This is a genomic window from Rhodoferax sp. WC2427, assembly GCF_040822085.1.
In the GTDB taxonomy this organism is placed as follows: Bacteria; Pseudomonadota; Gammaproteobacteria; order Burkholderiales; family Burkholderiaceae_C; genus Rhodoferax_B.
The window spans coordinates 4,656,399-4,680,914 of sequence record NZ_CP162006.1 but is presented as its reverse complement, the minus strand read 5'-3'; the positions used below and the strand labels follow the sequence as shown (position 1 = coordinate 4,680,914).

Genomic DNA, 24,516 nt, shown 5'->3' with positions numbered 1-24,516 from the left:
GGTGGAACAGGCCGGTGCTCAGCGTGCGGCGGAAGCCGGCGGCCTGGCCGCCCGCAGGCCGAGATCCGCCTTGCAGCGCAGTCCGGCGGGCAGGCTGGCATCGGTGTTGGGCAGGTCCAGCCGCATCCGGAAGGTGTTGCTGGCCGGGTCGAGCACGCGGTCGATCTGGGCGATGCGCGCAGTGCGCGGTGCAGCGCCCGGCAACTCGGGCGACACCATCACTTCTTGCCCCGGCTGGAGGCTGCCGAACAATGCGGTCGGCGCTACCACCTCCACGCGCAATTGGCGGATGGCCGCCACTTTCAGCAGCGGCTTGTCTTCGAAGCGTTCCCCGGGATTTGCGTAGCGTTCGATGACCACGCCGTCGAACGGGCTGCGCAAAATCCGTTGCGCGGATTGCGCGTCGGACATGTGTACCTCCTGCGCCAGCGTGCGCAGGTTCTCGCGGGCCTGGGCCACCTTTTCATGGGCCACGCGCAATTCGGCCTGGACTTGTTCGACCGCCTGCGTCGAGATGAAGTTCTCGGCCTTCAGGGAGTGCGAGCGGTCCAGCTTGAGCTGGGCCAGATCGCGTGCAGCCAGCGCGCCGCGCAGCTCGGCTTCGCTCAAGGCACGTGAGCGTGCGACCTCGTTGTTGGCGCGTTCCACCTCGGCGCGCATACGGACCAGCACCTGGCCCTTGCGCACGGTGTCGCCGCGTTCCACCTCGATGGTCTCGACGATGCCGATCACCGCGCTGCCGATGTCGGCCACCCGCTCGGGAAGGATCAGGCAGGCGAGCGATGCCATGGATGCAGTGGGCGGAGCCATGGGCACCGGCTGGGCAGCGACCGGAAGGCCCAGGCACAGGCCTACCCATGCCGCCAGGACGCTGGGCGACTTTCGAAAGGCGGAAAACAGGAATTGGTAGCGATGGTTTTTCATTCGGTCGATCCACAGAAAGACAGGCCGTCGTCCATGGCCAGGTCGTTTCGGAACAATTGGCGGCGGCGGCGGGCCCGGCGGCTGTCTTCCCGGTCCTGGGCGGCCTGCCGCCACAGGGTTTGCAGCCAGGCGGGCACGGGCATCCGGCCATCGGGGGATGCCAGGCTGGCGCAACGTGCGCGCAGGCCATGGGTAGGGTGGTCGTCCGGGTTCAGCACCAGCCAGACTTCGCCGCTGCCGGGCTCGCCCTGGCGTGCCGCGCGGCCCAGGAGCTGGCGGTCATGGCGTTGGGATGCGTTGCGCTGGCAGCTCAGCACATGCAGGCCGCCCGCGGCCAGGGCTGCGGCATCGGGCTGGATGTCGGTGCCGCGCCCGGCCATGTTGGTAGCCACGGTGACCTGGCCGCGCTGCCCGGCGCGCGCCACGATGGCGGCCTCTTCGGCATCAAAGCGGGCGTTCAGCACCGCATGGGCGATGCCGGCCTGGCCCAAGGCGAGGGCCATGGCTTGCGAAGCCTCGACCGAGTCGCAACCGATCAGCACCGGGCGGCCGAGGGCGACCAGCTCCTGCGTACGTTTTACTGCGGCGCGGCACCGCGCGGGCTCGTCGGCATACAGGCGCGTCGGCCAGGCCAGGCGCTGGCTTGGCAGACGCGGCGGTACTTGCACCATGCCGCAGCCATACAAGGAGCGCAATTCGGCCCGCGCTTCGCGCAGGGTGCCGCTCATGCCGCCCAGACGGTGGTAGCGTCGGAAAAATCGCTGGAAGGTAATCTGCGCCAGGGTTTCCGTCTCGGCGGGCAGCTTGCAGCCTTCCTTGATGGACACCAGCGCATGCAAGCCGTGCGACCACTTGCGGCCCTCGGCGATGCGGCCACTCACGGTGTCGACGATCACAACTTCCTGCCCACCGGGTGTGTCTGGTGACTGCATGAGCAGGTAGTCCCGGTCGCGGACCAGCGCGTGCCGCGCAGTGAGCGCGGTGGCCAGGGTTTCGTCGCGGTGGCGGCTGTTCAGCCACAGCGGGCCAAGCGTGGCCGTGAGTGTGGCGATGTGGGTGCGGCCCGTCTCGGTGAGCTGCACGCGGCGCGTGTCTTCCTGCAGCTGGTAATCCACCCCGGTGGCCAGGCGGGCTGACAGCGCGTACGCCTGCCACAGGAAGGCCCGGTCGCTGGCCTGCGCCACTGCGCGGGTCAGGACCAGGGGCATCTGTGCCTCGTCGACCAGGATGTTGTCGGCCTCGTCGATGACCGCCATGCACAGGCCGCGCAGCAGCGGCTGCGCCCCCATGGGTGCGGCCAGTGCCTGCACCCGGCGCTGCAGCGCCTGCCGGGGTGTGCCGTGGCTTAGCCGGTCGCGCAGGTAGTCGAAGGCGACCTCCCGCGCCGTGGCGTAGACCACCGGCTGCGCATAGGCCAAGCGGCGCATCTCAGTCGACTGGGGTGCCGTGACGAAGGCCACACGCAGGCCCAGCAAGGCATAAAACGGTGCGAAGGTGGTGGCATCGCGCTCCACCAGGTAGTCGTTGGCCGTGAGCACATGCACCGGAATGCCAGCCAGCGCACCCACCCCGGCGGCCAGGGCCGCCGCCAGCGACTTGCCTTCGCCGGTGGCCATTTCCGCCATCTGGTTGTCCAGCAGGGCCAGCGCGGCCATCAGCTGTTCCACGTAGGCTATCCAGCCCAGTGCGCGCCGCGCCCCTTCTGCCGCATGGGCACAGGCCTGCACCAGTACCTCGCGCCGCCAGCCGTTGTGCAATATGCGCTGCTGCAGCATGGCGCCCTGTGCCGCAAAGGCCTGTGCCGACAGGTCTTGCAGGGCCATGGCCTGGCGTGCCGCCTGCTCTGCGCGGCCACGCAGTTCACCCGGCCAGCCCCAGGCCAGCAGGGGCGCGCGCCGCCATTGGCGTGGGCCTGTGGGCTCACTGCGTTCCGGGTAATGGCCCCAGCACAGACCGGGGATGGGCAGGGTGCTGGCGTTCATGTGGAAGGGTTGAAATGGCCGAGGAACAATTGCTGCAGTTGGCGCACCGCCTGCGCGGCGATGGGCCGGGTGCCGTGGTCGAAGCGCACCAGGGCGCGCGCGCCGACCCGGTCGCTGGTATGGGCGGCGGCGTTGGGTGGGGCCAGCTCCACGTCCATCACCACCACCGGTTGGCGTGGCGTGAGCCCTTCCTTGTCGCTGCTGTCGGTGGCGATGCGTCCGCCTGCGGTGTCGCCCAGCGCGGCGCTGGGCAGGCGCATGGCCGCGCCGGGTACGCTGGCGGCGATGCGGCCCGTGTGTACGCTGGCGAAGCCGTCGGCCAGGCGGACCTGCACGGTGGAAGGGCTGCCACGCACCAGGTCTGCCTCTTGCTGTGGCAAGGCCACACGCACCACGGTGGGCGCTGCGGTCAGCAGGTAACCGATGCGGTCGCCGCGCTTGTGGAACTGCCCGACCACTTCGTCCTCGTGCGGCAGCACCAGCAAGCCATTGCCCAATGCGCGGATCTCGCGCTGGGCGAGCTTGTCGTCCACCCGTGCCAGCTCGGCCTGCGCGTAGGCCAGGCGCTCGCGCAGGTCAGGAGCATCCTGGGGCGCGGTGTCCATGGCGCGGAACAACCGCACATCGAGTTCGGCGGCATCGGCGTGGAGCGTGGCGCGCTGGGCGGTGAGTTGCGGGTCGGACAGGGTGGCGATCAGCTCGCCGGTTTGGACGTGCTGGCCGTTGCGCGCATGCAGCGCCTGGATAAAGCCGTCGGTGTTGGCGCGGATCTGGGCCTGGTCGGGCAGCCAGACTACGCCTTCGACCAGGGTGCGGTCCGGCACGGGTAGCCAGCCCAGCAGGCCCACCACCACCAGGGCCACCGCACCGGCGCGCCAGGCGGCGCGGTGTCGCACGCCGTCTTCGGTGGCGGCGGTGCGCAGCATCTGCAGCACGCGCCACAGCGGCAGACCGATGTTGGCGATCAGCATCATCAGTCCGACAAAAAAGCCCACCAGCGACGAGAAGCTGCCCACCCACAGCCCCACCGCCACCGACAGCACCAGCCGGTACACCCAGGACAGGGGCGCATAGACCAGCAGCCAGAAGCCTTCGCCGGGCAATACCTCCAGCGGCACCGGGGTGCGGATGCCGAACAGGTGGCGCGCCAGCCCTTCGGTCCCGTAGCGGCCGCTGCGGGTGGCCAGGTTGCGCAGATCCAGCAGGTCGCAAAAAACGTAGTAACCGTCATAGCGCAGCAGCGGATTGCCGTTGGTGAGCAGGGTGGACAGGCCCCCGATCAGCAGGGTGATGAAGGCCACGTCGCGCACCAGCCCCGGCTGCACTGCCAGCCACACCGCCATGGCCCCTGCCGCGACCAGCAGTTCGGCCATGATGCCAGCCGCACTCACCAAAGCGCGCTGGTGGCGGCTGCGCAGGCCTTCGGCGGCGGAGGCGTCGACGAAGGGCACCGGGTTGAGCAGGACCAGCGTGATACCGGCCAGCCGCACGTGCTCGCCGTAGTGGCGCAAGGCCAGCGCGTGGGCGGCTTCGTGCACGGTCTTGATCAGCGGGTACATCAGCCAGGCGGTCAGCAGATAGCCGGGTGAATGCAGCACCTTGTCGGCGTAGGTCAGCAGTTCGGTCCAGTGCATGGCCGCGGCCAGGCTTGCCGCGAGCACGGCCACCAGCCACAGGCCCAGGCCTGCACCCGAGAACACCCAGGGCGCCAGCCGGGCCAGCCGGTCGAGTGCGCGCGAAGGGTCGCCCAGCGTGAGCCGAAAAGCCATCGGATTGACGCCGCCACGGCGCCGACGGCGTTGCCGCCGGTCTTGCATGTGGAAGAGGTTTTCCACGTCGGGTGTCACGTCGAACTGCACCAGCCCACGGCCATGCAGGGCCACCAGCAGCTCGATCACTTCGTCCTGCGATATCGCTGCTTCGGGCCGGTCGGCCAACTGCGCGTCCCATACCTGCTGCACCGTCACAGAGCCATCGCAGCGGCCCAGAAAGGCGTGACCCGCTGCGTTCAGGCGGTGCACGCTGTCGCTGCTGCGGTCTTGCAGCACGTACCACGGCGTGCCGCGCTGCACTTGCCGCTGTAGGTCTACCTGGGCGCGCAGTTGGGGCCGCAATCCGGCGACGCGGTACCAGCGGGGGCTGAAGAGGGAGGTTTCCATGCTGCGACAGGGCGGGTGCTAAGGCAGCCAGCCCCAAACAGCCAGCCGGACCCATTCCACCAGGCGGTGCGAGCCCACCCAGGCCAGCGGCGCCTGGCCCACGGTGATCTTGGCCACGCCCTCCAGCCCCGGCCGGATGCGGGTGGCGTCGGCGGTAATGTCGGTTTCCACATCGAACACATTGCGCCCGTCTACCGCATGCGCCACCGGCGTGATGCGTGTCACGCGGATCGGCAGTGCATCCCAGGGCAGGGCGGACAGCGCCAACGAGCCCTGCTGGCCGGTCTTTACGTCGGCAATGTCGCGTTCGTCGACCTGCACCACCACACGGTAGCGCTCCAGCGGGGCCATCACCATCAGCGGCTTGCCGCGCTCTACCGGCGCGCCCAGCGACTGGCTCAGGTCACCGTCGACCACGATGCCGTCAAACGGCGCCAGGATGCGCGAACGGGCCAGCTCGGCATCGACCAGCTCCAGGTGCGTGCGGGCTTCATCGGCGCGGGCCAGGGCGATCACCATGGCCGCGCGGTCGGCGCGGGCCACGGCGCTGGCGTAGGCGTTTTCCTGCTGGCCCAGGTCGCTGGTCCATTTGCGCCGCTGCAGCGCCAGGTCCTGGTCGGCCATTTCCACCAGCACCTGCCCGGCCTTGACATGGTCGCCGGGACGGACATGGGCCGCCTTGAGAAAACCATCTGCGGGCGCCACCAGCGAGCGTTGCTGCTCGCCTTCGATATGCGCGCGGCCGCCCACACGGTACGCCGCGGGCCAGGCCAACAAGGCTACCGCCGCCAGCAGCGCCAGCGCCACGGCGATGCGCAGGCGCGCCCCCTCGGCCGAGCGCAGCCTGCGGCCGCTGCGGCGCAGTGCGTGGGCCACGCGCCTGCCCAACGGAGCCTCGCGCTGGTGCATCAGGTACAGCACCGGCCCGGCCAGGCTCACCAGGTTTTCCAGTTCCTGCACCAGCAGCGCCAGGCCCGGTGGGCAGGTCGACCACTCGCAGGTCACCGCGCCAATAGCCTCGCCGATGTAGACGATGGGCACGGTGGCCACGCCGCCGACCGCGCCGGTGGCCAGGCGGCTGTGCGCCAGCCGGATGGCCGGGGCCCCGTCGGCGGGCCAGCGCACGCTGGCCCCTTGCGCCACCGCCTCGTCCATGGCGGCGGCCAGGTTGGCGAAAGCCTTGCCGCCCAGGCCTTCGTCGCTGCCGTGTGACACCGCCACCAGGGTGATGCAACCGTTGACCAGAAACCCCACGCTGACCCGCGTACAGCCTCGGGCGCTGGCGATTTCACTGGCAAACGCGGTGGCCGCTTCCCGCAGGCGCGCATGCGAAAGCACGGTGGCCTGCAGCGACAGCGCCAGCATGGAGGGGTCTTGGGGGCGAACGCTCATGTCGTCAGCGTGGGCCGCGCAACGATCTCAATCCTGAAGGGAATTGTGTACATTCTTTTGCGTTCTGTTTGGCAGAAACATTGTGAACGGTGCAAGACCCCAACATGCACCATTTGCTACATACTTATACGTCATATAACAAATTGAAACAACATATCTTGTTACAGGTCGAACGGCTTTTCCCGCCCGCTTTTCAGGGCTTCGCAGGGTGGGTGGGCTGTTGCCGACCCGCAACGGCTTCGATGGCGGAAAATGCCTTCTGCAGGGGCGCTGCTGGCCGGCACCCTGTGCGTATCGATCGGTGCCCGCGTCGGGCTGCAAGCCGGCCATGCAGGGCGATGTGCCGGTGTCTTTGTTCCGGGCGATGCCAGTCGGTTGTTGCTACTTTTTTGGTAGCTGTTTGTGCTTATAGAATAAGCGCTAGGCCCTGATTTCTTACCAAAGTACACTGCATGCGCCGCCTTCGCCACCTGACCAGCCAGCACCGCATTGCGGCCACCAACCGGCTGCTGGGCGGCCTGCTGGCGTTCAATGCGGGGGCCATCAACGCAGGCGGCTTTCTGGTGGTGGGCATGTACACCTCGCACATGACCGGCTTTGCCTCCATGCTGTCCGACAACCTGGTGCTGGGCAACATCAAGCTCGTGCTGGGCGCGCTGGGCGCCTTGCTGGCCTTCACCGCGGGCGCGGGAACCACGGCCGTGCTGGTGAACTGGGCGCGGCAGCACCATCTGCGCAGCCAATACGCGCTGCCCTTGCTGTGCGAGGCCTTGCTGCTGCTGGTGTTTGGCCTGATCGGTGGCACGCTGAACCGCCAGACCCCGTTTGCCGTGCCGCTCACGTTGCTGGTGCTGGCCTTCACCATGGGGCTGCAAAACGCCGTGGTGTCCAAGCTTTCGGCCTCGCAGATCCGCACCACCCACATGACCGGCGTGATCACCGACCTTGGCATCGAGCTGGGCAAGCTGTTCTACATGAACCGCGAGGGCAGCCCGCTGGCATCCCGCGTGCGGGCCAATCGCACCAAGCTGCGCCTGTACGCCACCTTGCTGTCGGCCTTTGTGGTGGGCGGGCTGGTGGGGGCTACCGGCTTCAAATACGTCGGCTTTATCTGGGTGGTGCCGCTGGCGCTGCTGCTGCTGGGCCTGTCGTTGCCGCCGCTGGTGGCCGACCTGGTGCGGCCCCGGCGGCCCGTCCGCGTGGGCTAGCCCGCTGGGGGCGGGTGAGAAAGCGGCATTTTTGACCCGCTTTTCGGGACTTCGCGGCGCGACGGCCTGGTTATGGTTGGTGCACCATGCACATCCAAGCCAGCCGTCTGCAATCTACCCTGGCCACCCTGGCCAGCGCTGCACCGACCCGGCAGGCTGCACCTAAGGCGACCGAAACCACGTCGGCCCCCGCCGCCACCGACACCGTCACCATCTCCCAAGCCGCCAAAGACCTGTTGGCCCAGTCCCAGGCCAGCGTGTCCCTGTCCAGCCGCGCGATGGACCTGATCCAGCAGCGCAACCCTGATGGCGGTGGGCCCGGTAGCACCCCCGGCAGCGCCAGCCCGCAGGCCCAGGTCCGCAAGGTGATGGACCAGCTGACCACCCAGCACACCAACCGCCAGATCTCCGACACCCAGTACCGGCACGACATGGCCTTCTATACCCGTATCGCCAACACGATCGGTTGATGCTGCGGTTTTGATAGCTGCTCACGCTCATGGAATGAGCACGAGCGGCTGATTTCATTCAAAAGTGTGTTGGCGGCCCTTTGCATCGCAACCTAGGGCAAGTCCTAGTTCGGCAATCTGCAAAATGCCGGATAGTTCGTCCGGAAGTCGAACTATCTACCTCGCATTCGCCTTACCAGACCCGCCTGTTAAAGGCACCCAATGGAGACAAGCATGAAAAACACATTCAAGACAACCCTGTCCGTCCTGGCACTGGCCGCCCTCGGGACCGTCAGCACCGCCACGCTGGCGCAAATGACGGTGGGGGTGAGCTGGTCCAACTTCCAGGAGGAACGCTGGAAAACCGACGAAGGTGCCATCAAGGCGCAGCTGGAGAAGCTGGGTGCCAAGTACATCAGCGCCGATGCCGGTGGCTCGCCCGAGAAGCAGCTGGGTGACATCGAAGGCCTGATGACCAAGGGCGCAAAAGTGCTGATCGTGCTGGCCATGGACAAGGATGCCATCCTGCCCGCCGTCAACAAGGCCACCAAGCAAAAGGTGCCCGTCATTGCCTACGACCGCCTGATCGAAGCGCCCGGAGTGTTCTACATCACCTTTGACAACAAGGAAGTGGGCCGCATGCAGGCCCGCGCCGTGTTCAAGGCCCAGCCCAAGGGCAACTACGTGATGATCAAGGGCTCGCCCACCGACCCCAACGCCGACTTCCTGCGCGAAGGCCAGCAAGAGGTGATCGCCGCTGCCGTCAAGTCCGGTGCCATCAAGATCGTGGGCGAGGAATACACCGACGGTTGGAAGCCCGAAGTGGCGCAAAAGAACATGGAGCAGATCCTCACCAAGGTGGGCGGCAAGGTGGATGCGGTGATCGCCTCCAACGACGGCACCGCCGGTGGCGTGGTGGCGGCACTCACCAGCAAGGGCATCAAGGGCATTCCGGTGTCCGGCCAGGACGGCGACTTTGCCGCACTGAACCGCGTGGCCCTGGGCTCGCAAACTGTCTCGGTGTGGAAAGATGCCCGCGCCCTGGGCAGCGAAGCCGCCAGCGCCGCCGTGGCTCTGGGCAATGGCAAAAAGGTGCCCGGTGCCGTGAGCTGGAGCGGTGGCGAGAAGAAGATTGCGCTGGAGTCGCACTTCCTGGCCCCCGTGGCCATCACCCGTGACAACCTCGACGTGGTGGTGAAGGCGGGCTGGATCAAGAAGGACGAGCTCTGCAAGGGTGTGGACGCTGCGGCGGCACCGGCGGCCTGCAAGTAAATCGGACTTCCGCCCTCACCCTAACCCTCTCCCGCTCGCGGGAGAGGGGACAAGTCCACCTCCCTCTCCCAAGCATGGGAGAGGGCCGGGGTGAGGGTTGGATGGCCCCTGCAACTCTACAAAAAATCCCATGACCGATTCCCCCAACCCCTGGCGCAACGCCGCCATCGACTGGCGGCTGGTGCTGATGAGCCTGGTGCTGGCCGTACTGGCACTGGGCTTTGGCCTGATGTCCGGCGGCCTGTTTTTCTCGCCGGAAAACCTCTACAACATCGCCCAGCAGACGGCGGTGGTGGGCATTGTGTCCACCGTCATGGTGCTGGTCATCGTGGCCCGGCACATCGACCTGTCGGTGGGCTCGGTGATGGGCTTTGTGGGCGTGCTCATTGCCTACCTGCAGTACAGCGCCAACTGGTCCTGGCCCACGGCCTGCCTGGCCGGGCTGGCGGTGGCCATGGCGGTATCGATCTACCAGGGCTGGCTCACGGCGGTGCTGGGCGTGCCCTCGTTTGTGGTCACCCTGGGTGGGCTGATGTCGTTTCGCGGCGCGGCCTTTCTGGTGGCCGACGGCAAGACCCAGCCGGTCACCAACGATTTCTTTCTGCGCCTGGGCGGCGGCTACGACGGCGGCATCGGCGCCACCGCCAGCTGGGTGGTGGTGGGCCTGCTCAGCGCCGGGATGCTGCTGCGCGCCGTGCAAAAGCGCCGCACCCGCCAGCAGCACGGCGTGGCCACCGACCCGCTGTGGATGGAGGCGCTGCTGGTCGGCGTGCCCATCGCGCTGCTGCTGGCCTTTGCCAGCGCCATGAACCACTACCAGATATCCAGCAAGACCGAGCCCCAAGGCATCCCGGTGCCGGTGCTGATCTGGGCGGTGGTGGCGGGCGGCTTGTCGTTTCTGGTGCACCGCACCCGCTTTGGCCGCTACGTGTACGCCATGGGCGGCAACCCTGACGCGGCGGCGCTGGTGGGCATTCCGGTCAAGAAGGTGACCTTGCAATTGTTCGCGCTGCTGGGCGTGCTGATCACGATTGCCGCGATTGTTTCCATCGCGCGGCTGAATGCCGGCACCAATTCGCTGGGCACCGGCATGGAGCTGTACGTGATTGCCGCTGCCGTGATTGGCGGCACCGCGCTGGCCGGGGGCAGCGGGTCGATCTTCGGCTCGGTGCTGGGCGCGCTAATCATGCAGTCACTGGACAGCGGCATGCTGCTGCTGGACGTGTCCATCGGCAAGCGCATGGTCATCATCGGCCAGGTGCTGATCGTGGCCGTCGTCTTCGATGTGCTGTACCGCAAATTCACGGGAGACCGCTAAATGGCCGACCTCTCCCAACCCCTGGTCGAATTGCGCGACATCCGCAAAGCCTTTGGCGGCGTGGTCGCGGTAGACGGTGTCAGCGTCAACCTGTATCCCGGCGAAGTGGTCGCCCTGCTGGGCCACAACGGCGCGGGCAAATCCACGCTGATGAAAATGCTGGCCGGGGCCTACCCCATCGACTCTGGCGACACCCTGGTGGCCGGGCACAAAGTGCACATCCGGACCCCCGCCGAGGCCCAGGCCCAGGGCATTGAAACCATCTACCAAACCCTGGCCCTGGCCGACAACCTCGACTCGGTGGCCAACCTGTTCCTGGGCCGCGAGAAGATGACCCGCTGGAACACCCTGGACGACCATTTCATGGAGGTCCACGCCCGCAAGGTGTTTGCCCGCCTGAACAAGAACTTCACCAACATCCGCGTGCCGGTGCGGCAGCTCTCGGGCGGCCAGCGCCAGGTGGTGGCCATCTCGCGGGCGCTGTTCTTCAACGCCCGCATTTTGATCATGGACGAGCCCTGCGCCGCGCTGGGCCCTGAAGAAACCGCCATGGTCGGCCGCCTGGTGCAGCAGCTCAAGAGCGAAGGCGTGGGCATCTTCCTGATCACCCACGACATGCCCGACGTGTTTGGCTTGAGCGACCGGCTGGCGGTGATGAAAAACGGCAAGCTGGTCGGCACCTACGCCACCGCCGACGTGACCGAGGACGAGGTGCTGGGCATGGTCATCACCGGCAAACGCCCCGAAGGCAAGCCGCAAACCGAGCGCGCAGCACACTAGACTTAGCGCTTTCCCCACTCGGCAAGCCCCTATGAAAACCACCGGCGACCAGCAACTCGTCAAGCGCATCAACCGCAGCGTGCTGCTGCGTCTGCTGCGCGCCCAGCCCGGCCTGTCGCGGGCGCGGCTGGCCACCGAGAGCGGCCTGACCAAATCCACCGTCAGCCTGCTGGTGCGCGAGCTGCTGGATGACGGCTGGCTCACCGAGGCCATGGAAACCGTCAACGAAGGCCTGGGCCGCCCGTCCACGCCGCTGCGCATCCACGAGGGCAAGCGCGCGCTGATCGGGGTGGAAATCGCCGTTGGCGTGCTGCGCGTGGCCTGCGTCAGCCTGCAGGGCGAAATCCTGCATGCCGACGAGCAGCCGCTGGCCAGCACCGACCCGGCCCTGGCCAGCGGGCAAACCGCCCGCATGGTGGCCACGGCCTATGCCGAACTGGTGGCGGTGGGCCTGGAACTGGTGGGCGTGGGCGTGTGCACCCCGGGCGCCATCGACCACGCCAGCGGCCTGGTGCTGTTTGCCCCCAACCTGGGCTGGCGCAACCTGGACCTGCTCGGCCACCTGACCCGCGCCCTGGCCGAGGTCGGCCTGCCGCCGGTGCCGCTGCAGCTGCAAAACGACGCCGACGCGGGTGCCCTGGGCGAGTACGAATTTGCCGACGGCGAGGGCGAAGACCCCCTGATCTTTGTGAGCTGCGACGCGGGCGTGGGCGCGGGCATCGTCTCCAACGACCGGCTGTTCAGTGGTGCGCAAGGCATGGCCGGGGAAATCGGCCACACCATCATGCAGATCGACGGCCCGCTGTGCTCCTGCGGCCGCCGGGGCTGCGCCGAAGCCTTCATCGGCCTGCGCGCCCTCAGCGGCCAGGACGGCAAGGCGGTAGACCTGGGCCGCTCGGGCCACTACCTGGGCGTGCTGCTGCAAAACCTGTGGACCACCTTCAACCCCCGTGCCATCGTGGTCGGCGGCCAATCCTGCGACCACCACCCCGAATTCCTGCAAAGCGCCCTGGCCACCGTAGCCACCTACGCCGCCAGCTCCGGCATGCCCGCCCCCAGCATCCGCATGGCCCGCTACGGCCCCCTCGCCGCCGTGGTGGGGGCGGCGGCGCTGACGCTGCACGAGTATTTGCGGCCCATGCACCCGAATTCAGAAGCGCGCAGGGCGCGGGCGGGGAACGTGGGGGGGTGAGGTTGGGGCGGGATAGGTGCTATGGGATTAGTAGCTGCTTGTGCTTGTTGGATGGGCGGTAGAAGCCTATTTGGCTTGAATTTTCAGAGTGTGGATGGCTGAGAGTTAGCGACCATGCAAATGCCCGCCTCAAATCCTATCCATACATATTCTCGGGAGTTGATTCCTGAACCGTTTTGGTCAACGCTTAGACCAGTGCTTTCGTGTAGTTCGGCTAGTAGTTTCTGAGCGTCAAATGGCTGGTCAACGAATACATAGTGCGTTGGCGCTTTCGGATTCTCCATGCCGACGCTGCAGACCTTAATACCCATCTTTCGGAGCGACTCCACTACTGGACGCACTACAGGAGGTATCGACTCAGGCAACAGCCACCGCTCCACGAGCACCGAGTAATTCTTCATTTAAGTGATTTGAAATGGCAATTCAGGTTTCTGCTTTTGGCCGAAAACGGCCGCACGATGCGGAGATTTCCGCGTGCGTCCAAGCAGCCCGGAGGCAGGATACCTATTGCGGTTGGAAATTGCTATTTTATTCATAGCTTCTCACGCCCATGCAATGGGCGCAAACACCCAATTCCCTTCCAACCCCATCCCTAAAAAATAGACAACCCCGTCCGCCCCGCAAACAGCTCCAGCGCATGCATCCCCAGCAGCGAATTGCCGCTGGCATCCAGCGCCGGAGACCAGACGCACAGGGTGAGCTGGTCGGGCGCCACGGCCACGCTTTCGCAGCACAGCTAACCGGCGGCGCGGGCTGGACGCTTGGGTGGGAGGGTGCTATGGTATTAGTAGCTTCTGGCGCTGGTGGAATAAGCGCTAGCGCCATATTTGTCGTGATTCTCCAGGCCCTGCCTCAATGCACAATGGCCAGCTTGCCGAAGTGGCGTCCGCCAGCGCTGAGCTCGGTATAGGCGGCGCTGGTGTCATTGATGCCGAAGATGCGGTCGATCACGGGCACGATGCGGTGGGCGGCAATCGCGCGGGTGGCCTGGGCCAGGTCGGCCACCGAGCCGGTGCTGTTGCCGACGATGCGCAGGCCCTTGACGATGACGGGCAGCAGATCAACCGATGCGGCGGTGCCGGTAAGGAAGCCTACGGTGAACACCGTGCCGCCCATGGCGGTGGCGTTGAGCGAGCGGGCAATGGTGGCCCCGCCCACGGTTTCCACCACCAGGTCGACACCGCGCCCGCCGGTGAGTTTCAGCACTTCTGCGTCCCTGGCGGGGGTGGCGCGGTAGTTGACCAGGTGGTCCGCACCGAGTTGGCGCGCGCGCTCCAGCTTTTCGTCGGAGGACGAAGCCAGGATCACCGTCGCGCCGGATGCTTTGGCGAACTGCAGGGCAAAGATGCTGACACCGCCTGTACCCAGCAGCAGCACCACCGAGCCTGGCCGCAGCGGGGCCGAACGCACGGCGTTCCACGCGGTGGTGGCGGCGATCGGTAGCGCCGCACCCTGGACGAAATCCAGATGCGCGGGCAGGGCGACCAGGCTGTGGGCGGGCACGGCCACGTAGTCGGCCAGCGAACCCGGCAAGCTGATGCCGCGCATGCCGACCACCTTGCGCGGTGCCATCGGGCCGTCTTGCCAGCCGGGCATGAAGTGCGGCACCACGCGGTCGCCCACGGCCCAGCCGCTGACACCTGCGCCCAGGGCCGCAATCTCGCCCGCACCATCGGCGACCGGAACCATCGGGAAACTGGCGCCGGGGAAGGCACCGGTGGCCACGGCCACGTCGGCGTAATTCAGCGTGGCGGCGCGCATGCGCACGAGTACCTCGCCATGGCCAGCCTGCGGGTCGGGCAGCTCGGTACTTTGAAAAGCGCTGAGGGAATGGGCGGTGAGTTGGATGGCGTGCACGGTGTTTTCTCTGGAATGAAGGAAGACCGCAGTTTTATTTAAAAACCATCCGAGATAAACTTCGGTTAAGTTGATAGATTTGAAATAAGGAGTGCTGAATGGACGTGTTTGACAGCATGCGGGTCTACGTACAGGCGGTGGAAAAGGGCAGCCTCAGCGCAGCTGCCACGGCCTGCGGCATTTCGGCGACCATGGCGGGCAACCACTTGCGCACGCTGGAAAAGCGCCTTGGCATGCAGCTACTGCAGCGCACCACCCGCCGCCAGCACCTCACGGCTTTTGGCGAGGACTACTACGCGCGCTGCAAGGAAATCCTCCGTCTGGTGGCCGAGACCGATGCGCAGGCGCAGAACCTGCAATTGGCACCCGCAGGCAAGCTGCGCATCAGCGCGCCCGTGAGCTTTGGCACCGAAGCCCTGGTACCGGCCTTGTCGGTGTACCTGGCGCGTTACCCCGAGGTGAGCGTGGACGTGGCCCTGTGCGACCGCGTGGTCGACCTGGTGGAGGAGGGCTTTGAGGCGGCGATCCGCATCGGCCCGCTGCCAGACTCGGCGCTGATCGCCCGGCCGTTGGCACCCTACCGGCTGATGATTTGCGCATCGCCCGAGTACCTGGCTCGCCGCGGCACACCGGCTACGCCCGAGGACCTGGGCCAGCACGAATGCCTGTCGTTCTCGCCCGCCGCCCTGGTGCATTGGCGCTTGACGGACACGCAAGACACCATCTGCCGCGTGCCGGTTTCGGGTCGCCTGCAGGTCAACAACGGGCAGGCACTGCGGGTGGCGGCCCTGCACGGCTTGGGTATCGTGTTGCAGCCGGCGATTCTGCTGCAGGCCGACGTGCAGGCTGGCCGTCTGGTGCAATTGTTTGCCACCCATACGCTGCCCAGTCGGCCGATGAGCGTGGTCTACCTGCCGGACCGTTACCGCTCGCCCAAGCTGCGCAGCTTTGTGGATTTTCTGGTCGAGCGGTTCAGCTAGTCGGATGCCAATTGCTATTGTAAATGTAGCTATTAGCGCACTAGGGATATGCGCTATGGCCTGATTTTACTGAAAGATCCAGGCCCGCAAAACCTAAAAAATAGACAAGCCGGTGCGCGCCGCAAACAGCTCCAGCGCATGCATCCCCAGCAGCGAATTGCCGCTGGCATCCAGCGCCGGTGACCAGACGCACAGGGTGAGCTGGTCGGGCACCACGGCGACGATGCCGCCGCCGACGCCGCTTTTGCAGGGCAGGCCGATGCGGTAGGCGAACTCGCCCGCGGCGTCGTAGGTGCCGCAGGTCAGCATCAGGGCGTTGAGGCGGCGGGCCTGGCTTTCGGTAACCACGCAGACGCCGTCGCGGTGGGGGTGGCGGCCGTCGCGGCACAGGTAGCCAGCGGCGCGGGCCATTTGCTGGCAGCTCATGCGGATGGCGCATTGGTGGAAGTACAGGTCCAGCACGGCGGCCACCGGGTTGTCGAGCTTGCCGAAGCTTTTCATGAAGTTGGCCACCGCGTGGTTGCGAAAGCCGGTGTCGGCCTCGGAGCGGGCCACTTCGGGGTCGAGGTGCACGGCCTCGGTACACAGGTCGGACAGCATGGCCAGCAGCGAGCCCACCGTGTCGCCGTGCGACAGCAGCCGGTCGGCCACGGCGATGGCTCCGGCATTGATGAAGGGGTTGCGCGGTTTGCCCTGTTCGTGCTCCAGCTGCACCAGCGAGTTGAACGGGTTGCCCGAGGGCTCGCGGCCGATGCGCTGCCACAGCGCGTCGCCCAGGTGCTGCATGGCCAGGGTCAGCGAGAACAGCTTGGACATGCTCTGGATGGAGAACGGCGTGGCAAAGTCGCCGCTGGCCGCCTCCAGCCCGTCGCGGGTGCGCAGGGCGATGCCGAACTGCTGCGGCGACACCCGGGCCAGCGCCGGGATGTAGCTGGCCACCTGGCCCTGCGCGCCCAGCAGGGGCCGCACGTCAGCAACGATGTCGTCGAGGATGGCTTGGAAGTTCACACGCAGCTCCGCACAGAAAGGAGCCCGGATTGTCCGGTATTCTGTTTGCTATGGAAAACAGAGCTGCTCACGCTTGCGGAATAAGCGCTAGAGGCTGATTTTGTTTAAATTTCCAAGGCGGCTTCGATATCTTTGGCCAGGCTTTGGGGCGTGTCAGTCGGTGCGTAGCGCTTGCGCACCTGGCCGTCCTTGCCGACCAGAAACTTGGTGAAGTTCCACTTGATGGCCTTGGTGCCCAGCAGGCCGGGGGCCTCGGCGCACAGCCACTGGTACAGCGGGTCGGCACCGGCGCCGTTGACCTCGATCTTGGCCATCATGGGAAAACTTACGCCGTAGTTGAGCTGGCAAAAGCTGGCGATCTCGTCGTTGCTGCCCTTGTCTTGCGCGCCAAACTGGTTGCACGGAAACCCCAGCACCACCAGACCCTTGGCGCCGTAGCTTTTGTGCAGCGCCTCCAGCCCGGCGAACTGCGGCGTGAAGCCGCAGGCGCTGGCCGTGTTGACGATCAGCAGGGCCTGGCCCTTGAACTGCGACAGGGCCACGGGCTGGCCGTGGATGTCGGTGGCGGTGAAGTCAAAAATGGAGGTGGTCATGCCCCTGATTTAAGCAGAAATACACCGGATGCAAATGGTTTTGATTGCTATGTAATAAATAGCTGCTCCTGCGCATCCAGTGGGCGCAAGCGGCCCAAATAGCCTATATACCGTGCAAAGACACCCCTTCCAGAAACACCGCAGAACTGGCTTTGCCAGGCCGCTGGTGTTGCCCCCTGCAAGGGGGTTGGCGAAAGATGCGCAGCACTGTAGCCAGGGGGTGCGCCCTATTCGCTGCGCGCGGCCAGGATGGAGGCCAGCAAGATCAGGCTGGCCCCCAGCAACGTGCGCAGCGACAGGCTGGCGGCACCCAGGGCGATGGACGACACGCTGGCAAACACCACTTCGGTCAGCATCACGATGGACGTGGTGCTGGTGGGCAGGCGCGAGGCGCCAAACTGCAGGCCCATGTTGCCCAGAAAAAACGCCACGCCCAGGCCTGCCACCGCCAGCATCGCACCGCCGTGGTCCCACAGCGGCGGCAAGGCAGGCACCACGCCAAACGGGCCGCCGATGCCCGCCGCCAGCCCGGCCATCAGCACGCCGCCGGTAAACATGGCCGCCATGCGCTCGGTGCCGGGCACGGCGTGCAGGCGCTTGAGCAGCACGTTGGTCAGCGCAAAGCCCAGGCCGCCCAGCACCGCAAGCAGGTCGGCAATCGACAGTGCGGTCGCCGCCACACCACCCGCAGGCCACAGCACCACCAGCACGCCCGCCACGGCCAGCGCCAGCCGCAGCAGTGCCCCCCGGGTGGGGCGTTCGCCCAGCAGGCCCCAGGCCAGCAGCACGGCCCAGCCGGGCATCAGGTAGAACAGCAGCACCACCCGCACCACGTCGCCGATGGCCACGGCCCAGTTGAAGCACACGTTGGTCAGTCCGGTAGCCACCAGCAGCAGCCAGAGGCCGGGTTGGCGCAGACCCTTCCACGCGCCGGGGCGCAGGGCCAGCAGGCCCGCCAGGGCCACGGCAAACAGCAGGGAGGTGGCCCACAGCGGATGCAGCCCGATTTGTTGCAACTGCCGAAACGGCCACCACGACACGCCCCAGATGAAGGCGTTGAGCAGCAGCGCCAGGAACGGCAGCAGGGGGGAGGAACGCACGCGTTCAGTGCGTGTTGTCGGTGCGGGCCAGCATCAAAAGATGGTCGACCTCGTCCTTGTGCTTCACGCAGTTGCCGGCATGCCAGCGCTGGATCAGCCACATGAACCCGGCCACCACCAGGCCAAAGGCGGTGATGGCACCAAACGACGAGAGCCCCATGCCGGTGGACACGCTGTAGAACGCGCCCAGCGCCAGGATGCACAGCTGCTCGTTGAAGTTTTGTACGGCAATCGAGCGGCCTGCGCCCATCAGGTTGTGGCCGCGGTGCTGCAGCAGGGCGTTCATCGGCACCACCATGAAGCCGCCCAACCCGCCCAGCACAATCAAAAATGGCACAGCCACCCAGACGTTGTGGATGAAGTTCATCAGAATCACCAGCAGGCCCATGGCCAGGCCCAGCGGGATCACCTTGGTGGCCGTGTCCAGCCGCATGCGCATGGAGGCTGCCACGGCCCCCACGGCGGTGCCAATCGCCACCACGCCCAGCAGGCTGGTGGACTGGGTGATGCTGTAGCCCAGGGCGGTGGCGCTCCAGGCCAGCACGATGTATTTGAGGTTGCCGCTGACACCCCAGAACAGGGTGGTGGTGGCCAGGGTGATCTGGCCCAGCTTGTCGTTCCACAGGCGGGAGTTGCAGCGCCAGAAGTCCGGCAGCAGGGCCAGGAAGTTGCGCGGCATAGGGCGCATCTCCACCCCGGTGTCGGGGATGCGGGTGTTGAACCATGCGGCCAGCGCATACACCGCGATCAGCACGCTGATGGCGGCCTGGGGCGGGGTGCTGATACCGGTGTCGATGAGCGGAAAGTCCAGCGCCAGCAGCTTGGTGGACAGCATCGGCCCCACCAGTTGGCCGCCAAACAGCACGCCCAGAATGATGGAGGCAATCGTCAGCCCCTCGATCCAACCATTGGCCTTGACCAGTTGCGAGGCGGGCAGCATCTCGGTCAGGATGCCGTATTTGGCGGGCGAATAGGCCGCCGCGCCCAGGCCGACGATGGCCGTGGCCACCAGCGGGTGCGCGCCAAACAGCATCATCCCGCAGCCCACCATCTTGATGGCATTGCTGGCCAGCATCACCCGGCCCTTGGGGTAGGCATCGGCCAGGGCACCCAGCCAGGGGGCCAGGATCACATAGAACAACGCAAACATCGGCACCAGTGCCGCTTGCTGCCATTGCGCACCGCCGCTGCCCCGGATCATGGCTACCGATGCGACAAAGAGCGCTTGGTCGGCCAGTGACGAGAAGAACTGGGCCGACATGAGGGTAAAGAAACCGCGCTTCATTAAATTGGGGTAACGGCATCAGTGGGGCTGATGCGGGTTGATTTAAGCCATGTCTCAGGAACAGCGGGTTATATCACGTGGCGGAATGCCAAAATCCGCAATACCCCTGTACCGACCCCGCAAGCCCGCGCCTTTGACCTGAACGGACCCCCACCATGCCCCGTCCCATCCAAGCCACCATCCACACCGATGCCCTGCGCCACAACCTGGCCCGGGCCCGGGCCGCTGCGGGCGATGCCCGGGTCTGGGCGGTGGTCAAGGCCAACGCCTATGGCCACGGCATCGAGCGCGCGTTTGAGGGCCTGCGCGGGGCCGACGGCTTCGCCCTGCTCGACCTGAACGAGGCCGAGCGCGTGCGCGCCCTCGGCTGGCGCGGCCCGGTGCTGCTGCTCGAAGGCGTGTTCGAGCAGCGCGACCTGGAACTGTGCTCGCGCCTGGACCTGTGGCACACGGTGCACTGCGACGCGCAGATCGACATGCTGGCCATCCACAAGACCAACGTGCCGCACCGCATCTTTCTGAAGATGAACACCGGCATGAACCGCCTGGGCTTTGCGCCAGAGCGCTACCGCTCCGCCTGGACCCGGCTGAACCTGCTGCCCCAGGTGGATGAAATCTCGCTGATCACCCATTTCAGCGATGCCGACGGCCCGCGCGGCATTGCCGAGGCCATGGCGGTGTTCAACGCCGTCACCGCCGACCTGCCCGGCGAGCGCAGCGTGGCCAACAGCGCCGCCACCCTGCGCCACACCCCCGGCGGTCCCCTGCAGCAGCCCGCACTGGCCACCCAGGTGGCGGGCGACTGGGTGCGCCCCGGCATTGCTATCTACGGCAGCGCACCCGACTTTCCGGCCTACAGCGCCGCCGACTGGGGCTTGCAGCCCGCCATGACGCTTGCTGCGAAAATAATAGCTATCCAAGACCTGCAGACGGGCGCAAGCGTGGGATACGGCTCCAGTTTTGTGGCCGACCAACCGATGCGCATCGGCGTGGTGGCCTGCGGTTATGCCGACGGCTACCCGCGCATCTGCCCCACCGGCACCCCGGTGCTGGTGGACGGCGTGCGCACCCGCACCCTGGGCCGCGTCAGCATGGACATGCTGGCGGTCGACCTGTCCCCCGTGCCGCAAGCGCACATGGGCAGCGTGGCCACGCTGTGGGGCCGCGCCGCGAATGGCGTGGTGTTGCCGATCGACGAAGTCGCCCAGATGGCCGGCACGGTGGGCTATGAACTGATGTGCGCGCTGGCGCAGCGGGTGCCGGTGGTGGTGGAGTAGTTATTTGAGCGCAATAGAAGACAGATACTTGTTATAGATGTGCGCAAAATATGGACAGATAGCGCAAACGCCATTACCGTAAGGCCCTCCATGACGTACCGGAAAATGTCTCTATGGGAATCTTGCGGCTGTACTTGGCACTGTGCGTGGTGGGCGTGCACAGTGGCCCCATTTTTCCGTGGTCGGTCCATGACGGGCACCAGGCCGTACAGATTTTCTATCTGATATCTGGCTTTTATATGCAAATGGTGTATGGCACGCACTATGCAACACCTGCTGAGTTTTATGCCAGCCGGTTTATGCGCATATTTATCCCCTACTGGATTATTTTGGCGTTGACCCTGGTGCTGAGTCTGTTCTCGCTCATGCTGCACTGGCAATGGGTCTGGACCTCGGTGCATCCATTCTTCAATGCACCTTTACAACACAATGGCGTGCTGGGTGTTGTATTGGCGGGCATCGCCAATGTCACGTTGTTTTTTCAGGATTGGGTGATGTTTCTAGCCGACGATGCGGGCCAGGGCCTGGTGTGGACCAGCGACTACCGCACCAGCAGTTATCCCCTCTTCCACTATTTGCTGATTCCCCAGGCATGGACGATCAGTGTGGAATTAACATTTTATTTGCTGGTGCCGTTTCTCAGCGCATTGCGCAGCCGAACGCTGATGGCCATCGCCATTGCCTCTTTGTGCGCACGTATTTATGTCTACGAAATACTGGGCTTGAAGCAAGACCCTTGGGAATACCGGTTTTTCCCTTTTGAAGTGTTCTTGTTCGTGCTGGGCATGCTGAGCCAACGCCTGTACCGACAGCTACCGCCATCGGTAAAAGCGTTCAAGTTGAAAAGCCTTGGAAATTATGCGCTGGCAAGCCTGGTTTTTATCGGGGTGTTGGTCGGCGCCAGCAAAGGGGTGGAGGTTTTGGGCGCAGTGATCGGCTACCACTATGCCGTATTGATTTTCTACGGTCTGTGGGCGTTGGCTATTCCTGTCGTATTCGCCTTGTTTGGAAACTATAAACACGACCGATTTATCGGCGAATTGTCTTACCCGGTGTATCTTGGCCACCTGATTGCGGTGTCATTTGCCATGGCCGTGCAATCCAAACTGGGTTTGCCTGGCGCTGTGGTGGGCCCGGTTGCGGGCTTGCTGTCGGTGGTGCTTGCCCTGCTGCTCTATGTCTATCTATTTAAACCCCTGGATGCCAGCAGGTACAGCCTGGCCAAGAAATTCTCCGCCCGAACGGTGCCCCAAGTCCGCTGATAATTTACAGAATTCTGCGCAAAATCTTGGCGGCAACGGAGGAAATGCTGCGGGTTTCTCCGTGCGCCTTGTTTTTGGGAATGTACACCCTGCGTTTGTCTGCCCCGGCCTGGACGCCGTATTTTTGAATGAGCCCGGTGATATGGGGGAATAGCTGGTATTTGTTCAGTACCAGATCCCGGGCTTCGGCAAGCGCATCCAGATTCTGGTGGTAATAGCCACTTTCCATGGCCTCGCGGATTTTTTTGAGTGCAGATTGAGGGTCGCTAGGGTCAATCAAAATCATCGACCGTTCCGGGAAGTAATTCAGGATATTCTTCGCGCCCCAGTAAATGGGGATGGTCCACGACAGAAAGCAATCGGCAATTTTTTCAGTCCAATAGTCATTGCACGCATAATTTTCGATGGCAATGCTGTACTGGTATGGAAATATGCCGTCAAACTTGTCATCGATGGGGCTGAATCCTCTGCCGAAAAGATCGAAATCGAAGTTTTGGGACAGCAAATGGTCTTTGAAGCCCATCCGGAGCTTGTGCCCTTCTTTGTGGGTGGCATTGCTGGTAACCCACGAGACCGCTTCTTTCTTAGCCTGCAGACTTTGCTCACGCGACAACGCCACCAACTGGTCGTAACTCCTGCCGATATGCCAGGGCAATGCGGTCTGTTCGTGCTCAATATTGGCGGCTACCGAATCATCCCAATACGTGAAGACCTTGTCGAAGTATTCAAATGAATCGGTGTGCCACCGGTATTGCTCAATCGGGGACTCCAAGGTGAATAGCCATTTATTCCCCGGCGGGCATTTGACCTTTATTTCCTTATTGGGCGGATTTAACGACACCAGCAGATCGCATTCTTTGACCGGATCGAAGGTGAACTCGTGTCCCCCCCATTGGCGGCGCGACCCGGGGCTCTGTTGCTTCACATCGGGAAAATCCCAGTCTTTGTCGATTCGGATGAGCATGTGTGCTTTCCACTAAAGAATAAGTTGGCGAACTACCGGTAAGTGCGCAGCTTGGCCCATAGCGGCTTGAGCTCGTCCAGCAACGGGTGTTTCAGCCCAATGACCGCCACCAGGAACCCCACCATAGCAGTCGGCACACCCATCAGCAATGGCTGCCAGATCTCTGTGGGATAGGGGCCGTACACCACAAACGCGCACAGTGGTCCGATGGCCGAGGCGCCTGCCACCGCAGCGCTACCCAGCGACAGGGACAGCAAGGCCGGCCAGGTGAAGTCCACCTCCTTGCGGGCGGCGACCAGCCAGACCCAACTGCGCAAGGCTGCGGCCAGCACCACGCACCAGCCCATGGCCATCAGTCCGAAGTACGAGCCGATAGCGACCAGCACCACGGTCATCACGGTGGTGGAGGTGGTCACCCGCAGCATGCGGTCAACCGAGCCCAGCGCCATCAGCGCCGGATGGCATAGCGCGGACGGCAGGCTGACCGCCAGCGACAGCGCGATCACGCGGGTCAGGTCCACTGCGCCCCCCCACTGGTCGCCATACATCATGTGGATGGTCGGGTGGGCCAGGAACACTGTCCCCAGGCAAAAGGCCCATCCCAGGGCGCTGGCGTACGAGGTGGCCGTCAGGAAGGCGGGCGTGATGCTCTCGTTTTGCCGGGACTGTTTGGCAAACCAGGAAATCGCCACCACGTTCATGCCTTCGAGCACGATGCGGTTGAACATCGACACCAGCCCGGTGGCGCGCGAGAACAGGCCCACCGCGGTCATGCTTTGCAACTTGCCCAGCAGCAGCTCGGGGGCGCTACCGGCCACCGTCTGCAAGATGCTGGACCCCGTCAGGCGCGAACCAAACGCCAGCACGCGGCGGATTTCCTTGGTGCCCGGCAGCCACGGAAAATCCTTGGGCCGAAAGAAGATGGCCATGCCGGCGTTCACCAAAGTAGAGCCGAGTGCGCCATAGGCCAGGCTGATGGGCCCGTGGCCAAACCAGGCCATGGCCACCCCCACGATGCCGCCGACCAAGGTGGAGCTGAAACGCACGATGGCCAGGGTGTCAAAGCGCATTTCGCGCATTTGCCAGGCATAGGTAAGCGAGCCAAACGGGTTGATCACGTAATTGGCCGCCACCACCAGCATGATGTTCAGCATGCGGGGCTCTTTGTAGAACGTGGAGACGGGTACGCTGGCGGCCAACACCACCATGGCTAAAAACACCCCCAGGCCCAGCTGCACGGCCCAGACGGCGCGGATGCGGTCGGTGGTGAGCTCCTTTTCCTGGATCAGGTACTGCCCGGCACCCAGGTCGCGGACCGTGGCAACGAACGAGATCAACACCATGGTGACGGAGAAGACGCCAATGTCCTCCGGCGTCAGCACGCGGGCAATCACCATGGAGGAAACAATGCTGACCACTAAGCTGGCATAGCGGTCCAGATAGGAATAGACGAGTGATTTGCGAATGGACAAAGCGGCTACCGGATAGGAAACAGCTAACGAGTTTAGGGGATG

The 24,516-nt window shown here is 64.9% G+C and carries 20 protein-coding genes and 1 pseudogene; 9 read left to right on the top strand and 12 right to left on the bottom strand.

From position 1 onward, the window contains the following. Positions 1 to 18 precede the first annotated feature (18 nt). From AB3G31_RS21785 to AB3G31_RS21770, 4 genes are read right to left on the bottom strand one after another with little or no spacing between them, the layout of a single operon-like run. Positions 19 to 924 (bottom strand): efflux RND transporter periplasmic adaptor subunit, encoded by a 906-nt coding sequence (locus AB3G31_RS21785; protein WP_367848129.1) that lies wholly within the window; start codon positions 922 to 924, stop codon positions 19 to 21. Continuing rightward, the gene (locus tag AB3G31_RS21780) at positions 921 to 2,906 is read right to left on the bottom strand and encodes a hypothetical protein (RefSeq protein WP_367848128.1); all 1,986 of its coding nucleotides are present in this window, start codon (positions 2,904 to 2,906) and stop codon (positions 921 to 923) included. The genes AB3G31_RS21785 and AB3G31_RS21780 overlap by 4 nt, the downstream gene beginning before the upstream one ends. Beyond that, positions 2,903 to 5,065: a biotin/lipoyl-binding protein gene (locus tag AB3G31_RS21775; protein ID WP_367848127.1), complete on the bottom strand. Its 2,163-nt coding sequence runs from the start codon at positions 5,063 to 5,065 to the stop codon at positions 2,903 to 2,905. The genes AB3G31_RS21780 and AB3G31_RS21775 overlap by 4 nt, the downstream gene beginning before the upstream one ends. A gap of 18 nt (positions 5,066 to 5,083) precedes the next feature. After that, entirely contained in the window at positions 5,084 to 6,457 is a 1,374-nt protein-coding gene (locus tag AB3G31_RS21770) for an efflux RND transporter periplasmic adaptor subunit (RefSeq protein WP_367848126.1), read from the bottom strand. A 452-nt stretch (positions 6,458 to 6,909) separates the two neighbouring features. Here AB3G31_RS21770 and AB3G31_RS21765 point away from each other — a divergent pair, with 452 nt between their 5' ends. The 6 genes from AB3G31_RS21765 to AB3G31_RS21740 all read left to right on the top strand — a co-directional run bounded on the left by AB3G31_RS21765 (position 6,910) and on the right by AB3G31_RS21740 (position 12,676). Further along, positions 6,910 to 7,665: a YoaK family protein gene (locus AB3G31_RS21765; protein WP_367848125.1), complete on the top strand. Its 756-nt coding sequence runs from the start codon at positions 6,910 to 6,912 to the stop codon at positions 7,663 to 7,665. Between the two features lie 86 nt (positions 7,666 to 7,751). Then, the gene (locus tag AB3G31_RS21760; protein ID WP_367848124.1) at positions 7,752 to 8,135 is read left to right on the top strand and encodes a hypothetical protein; all 384 of its coding nucleotides are present in this window, start codon (positions 7,752 to 7,754) and stop codon (positions 8,133 to 8,135) included. 213 nt (positions 8,136 to 8,348) lie between these two features. Beyond that, the gene (gene xylF / locus AB3G31_RS21755; RefSeq protein ID WP_367848123.1) at positions 8,349 to 9,386 is read left to right on the top strand and encodes a D-xylose ABC transporter substrate-binding protein; all 1,038 of its coding nucleotides are present in this window, start codon (positions 8,349 to 8,351) and stop codon (positions 9,384 to 9,386) included. A 130-nt stretch (positions 9,387 to 9,516) separates the two neighbouring features. Further along, the gene (locus AB3G31_RS21750; RefSeq protein WP_367848122.1) at positions 9,517 to 10,704 is read left to right on the top strand and encodes a sugar ABC transporter permease; all 1,188 of its coding nucleotides are present in this window, start codon (positions 9,517 to 9,519) and stop codon (positions 10,702 to 10,704) included. Next, positions 10,705 to 11,484, top strand: a complete 780-nt coding sequence (locus AB3G31_RS21745) for an ATP-binding cassette domain-containing protein (RefSeq protein ID WP_367848121.1) — start codon at positions 10,705 to 10,707, stop codon at positions 11,482 to 11,484. Between the two features lie 31 nt (positions 11,485 to 11,515). After that, the gene (locus AB3G31_RS21740) at positions 11,516 to 12,676 is read left to right on the top strand and encodes an ROK family protein (RefSeq protein WP_367848120.1); all 1,161 of its coding nucleotides are present in this window, start codon (positions 11,516 to 11,518) and stop codon (positions 12,674 to 12,676) included. 592 nt (positions 12,677 to 13,268) lie between these two features. Here the strand turns inward: AB3G31_RS21740 and AB3G31_RS21735 are convergent. Continuing rightward, positions 13,269 to 13,397: pseudogene (locus AB3G31_RS21735) on the bottom strand (glutaminase); the annotation flags it as partial. A 131-nt stretch (positions 13,398 to 13,528) separates the two neighbouring features. Next, positions 13,529 to 14,533, bottom strand: a complete 1,005-nt coding sequence (locus AB3G31_RS21730; RefSeq protein ID WP_367848119.1) for an NAD(P)-dependent alcohol dehydrogenase — start codon at positions 14,531 to 14,533, stop codon at positions 13,529 to 13,531. Between the two features lie 98 nt (positions 14,534 to 14,631). On the opposite strand from AB3G31_RS21730, the gene AB3G31_RS21725 reads away from it, so the two are divergent. Then, positions 14,632 to 15,513: a LysR family transcriptional regulator gene (locus tag AB3G31_RS21725; RefSeq protein ID WP_367848118.1), complete on the top strand. Its 882-nt coding sequence runs from the start codon at positions 14,632 to 14,634 to the stop codon at positions 15,511 to 15,513. Positions 15,514 to 15,606: 93 nt separating this feature from the next. Here AB3G31_RS21725 and AB3G31_RS21720 read toward each other — a convergent pair whose 3' ends face one another. The 4 genes from AB3G31_RS21720 to lplT form a co-directional block, all read right to left on the bottom strand. Then, positions 15,607 to 16,521, bottom strand: a complete 915-nt coding sequence (locus tag AB3G31_RS21720; protein ID WP_367848117.1) for a glutaminase — start codon at positions 16,519 to 16,521, stop codon at positions 15,607 to 15,609. 104 nt (positions 16,522 to 16,625) lie between these two features. Further along, on the bottom strand, positions 16,626 to 17,114 hold the full coding sequence (locus AB3G31_RS21715; protein WP_367848116.1) for a glutathione peroxidase: 489 nt from the start codon (positions 17,112 to 17,114) through the stop codon (positions 16,626 to 16,628). Between the two features lie 227 nt (positions 17,115 to 17,341). Beyond that, positions 17,342 to 18,214 (bottom strand): DMT family transporter, encoded by an 873-nt coding sequence (locus AB3G31_RS21710; protein WP_367848115.1) that lies wholly within the window; start codon positions 18,212 to 18,214, stop codon positions 17,342 to 17,344. Between the two features lie 4 nt (positions 18,215 to 18,218). Continuing rightward, the gene (gene lplT / locus AB3G31_RS21705) at positions 18,219 to 19,499 is read right to left on the bottom strand and encodes a lysophospholipid transporter LplT (RefSeq protein ID WP_367848114.1); all 1,281 of its coding nucleotides are present in this window, start codon (positions 19,497 to 19,499) and stop codon (positions 18,219 to 18,221) included. 155 nt (positions 19,500 to 19,654) lie between these two features. On the opposite strand from lplT, the gene alr reads away from it, so the two are divergent. Together alr and AB3G31_RS21695 are read left to right on the top strand one after the other, a co-directional pair. Beyond that, positions 19,655 to 20,776, top strand: coding sequence for an alanine racemase (gene alr / locus AB3G31_RS21700; RefSeq protein ID WP_367848113.1), 1,122 nt, complete (start codon positions 19,655 to 19,657; stop codon positions 20,774 to 20,776). 113 nt (positions 20,777 to 20,889) lie between these two features. Beyond that, the gene (locus AB3G31_RS21695; protein ID WP_367848112.1) at positions 20,890 to 22,038 is read left to right on the top strand and encodes an acyltransferase family protein; all 1,149 of its coding nucleotides are present in this window, start codon (positions 20,890 to 20,892) and stop codon (positions 22,036 to 22,038) included. Between the two features lie 4 nt (positions 22,039 to 22,042). Here the strand turns inward: AB3G31_RS21695 and AB3G31_RS21690 are convergent, their stop codons facing one another. Next, positions 22,043 to 23,002 carry a glycosyltransferase family 10 gene (locus AB3G31_RS21690; RefSeq protein ID WP_367848111.1) on the bottom strand — a complete coding sequence of 320 codons (960 nt, stop codon included), beginning with the start codon at positions 23,000 to 23,002 and terminating at the stop codon, positions 22,043 to 22,045. Between the two features lie 32 nt (positions 23,003 to 23,034). Continuing rightward, the gene (locus AB3G31_RS21685) at positions 23,035 to 24,474 is read right to left on the bottom strand and encodes a lipopolysaccharide biosynthesis protein (protein ID WP_367848110.1); all 1,440 of its coding nucleotides are present in this window, start codon (positions 24,472 to 24,474) and stop codon (positions 23,035 to 23,037) included. Between the last annotated feature and the right edge of the window lie 42 nt (positions 24,475 to 24,516).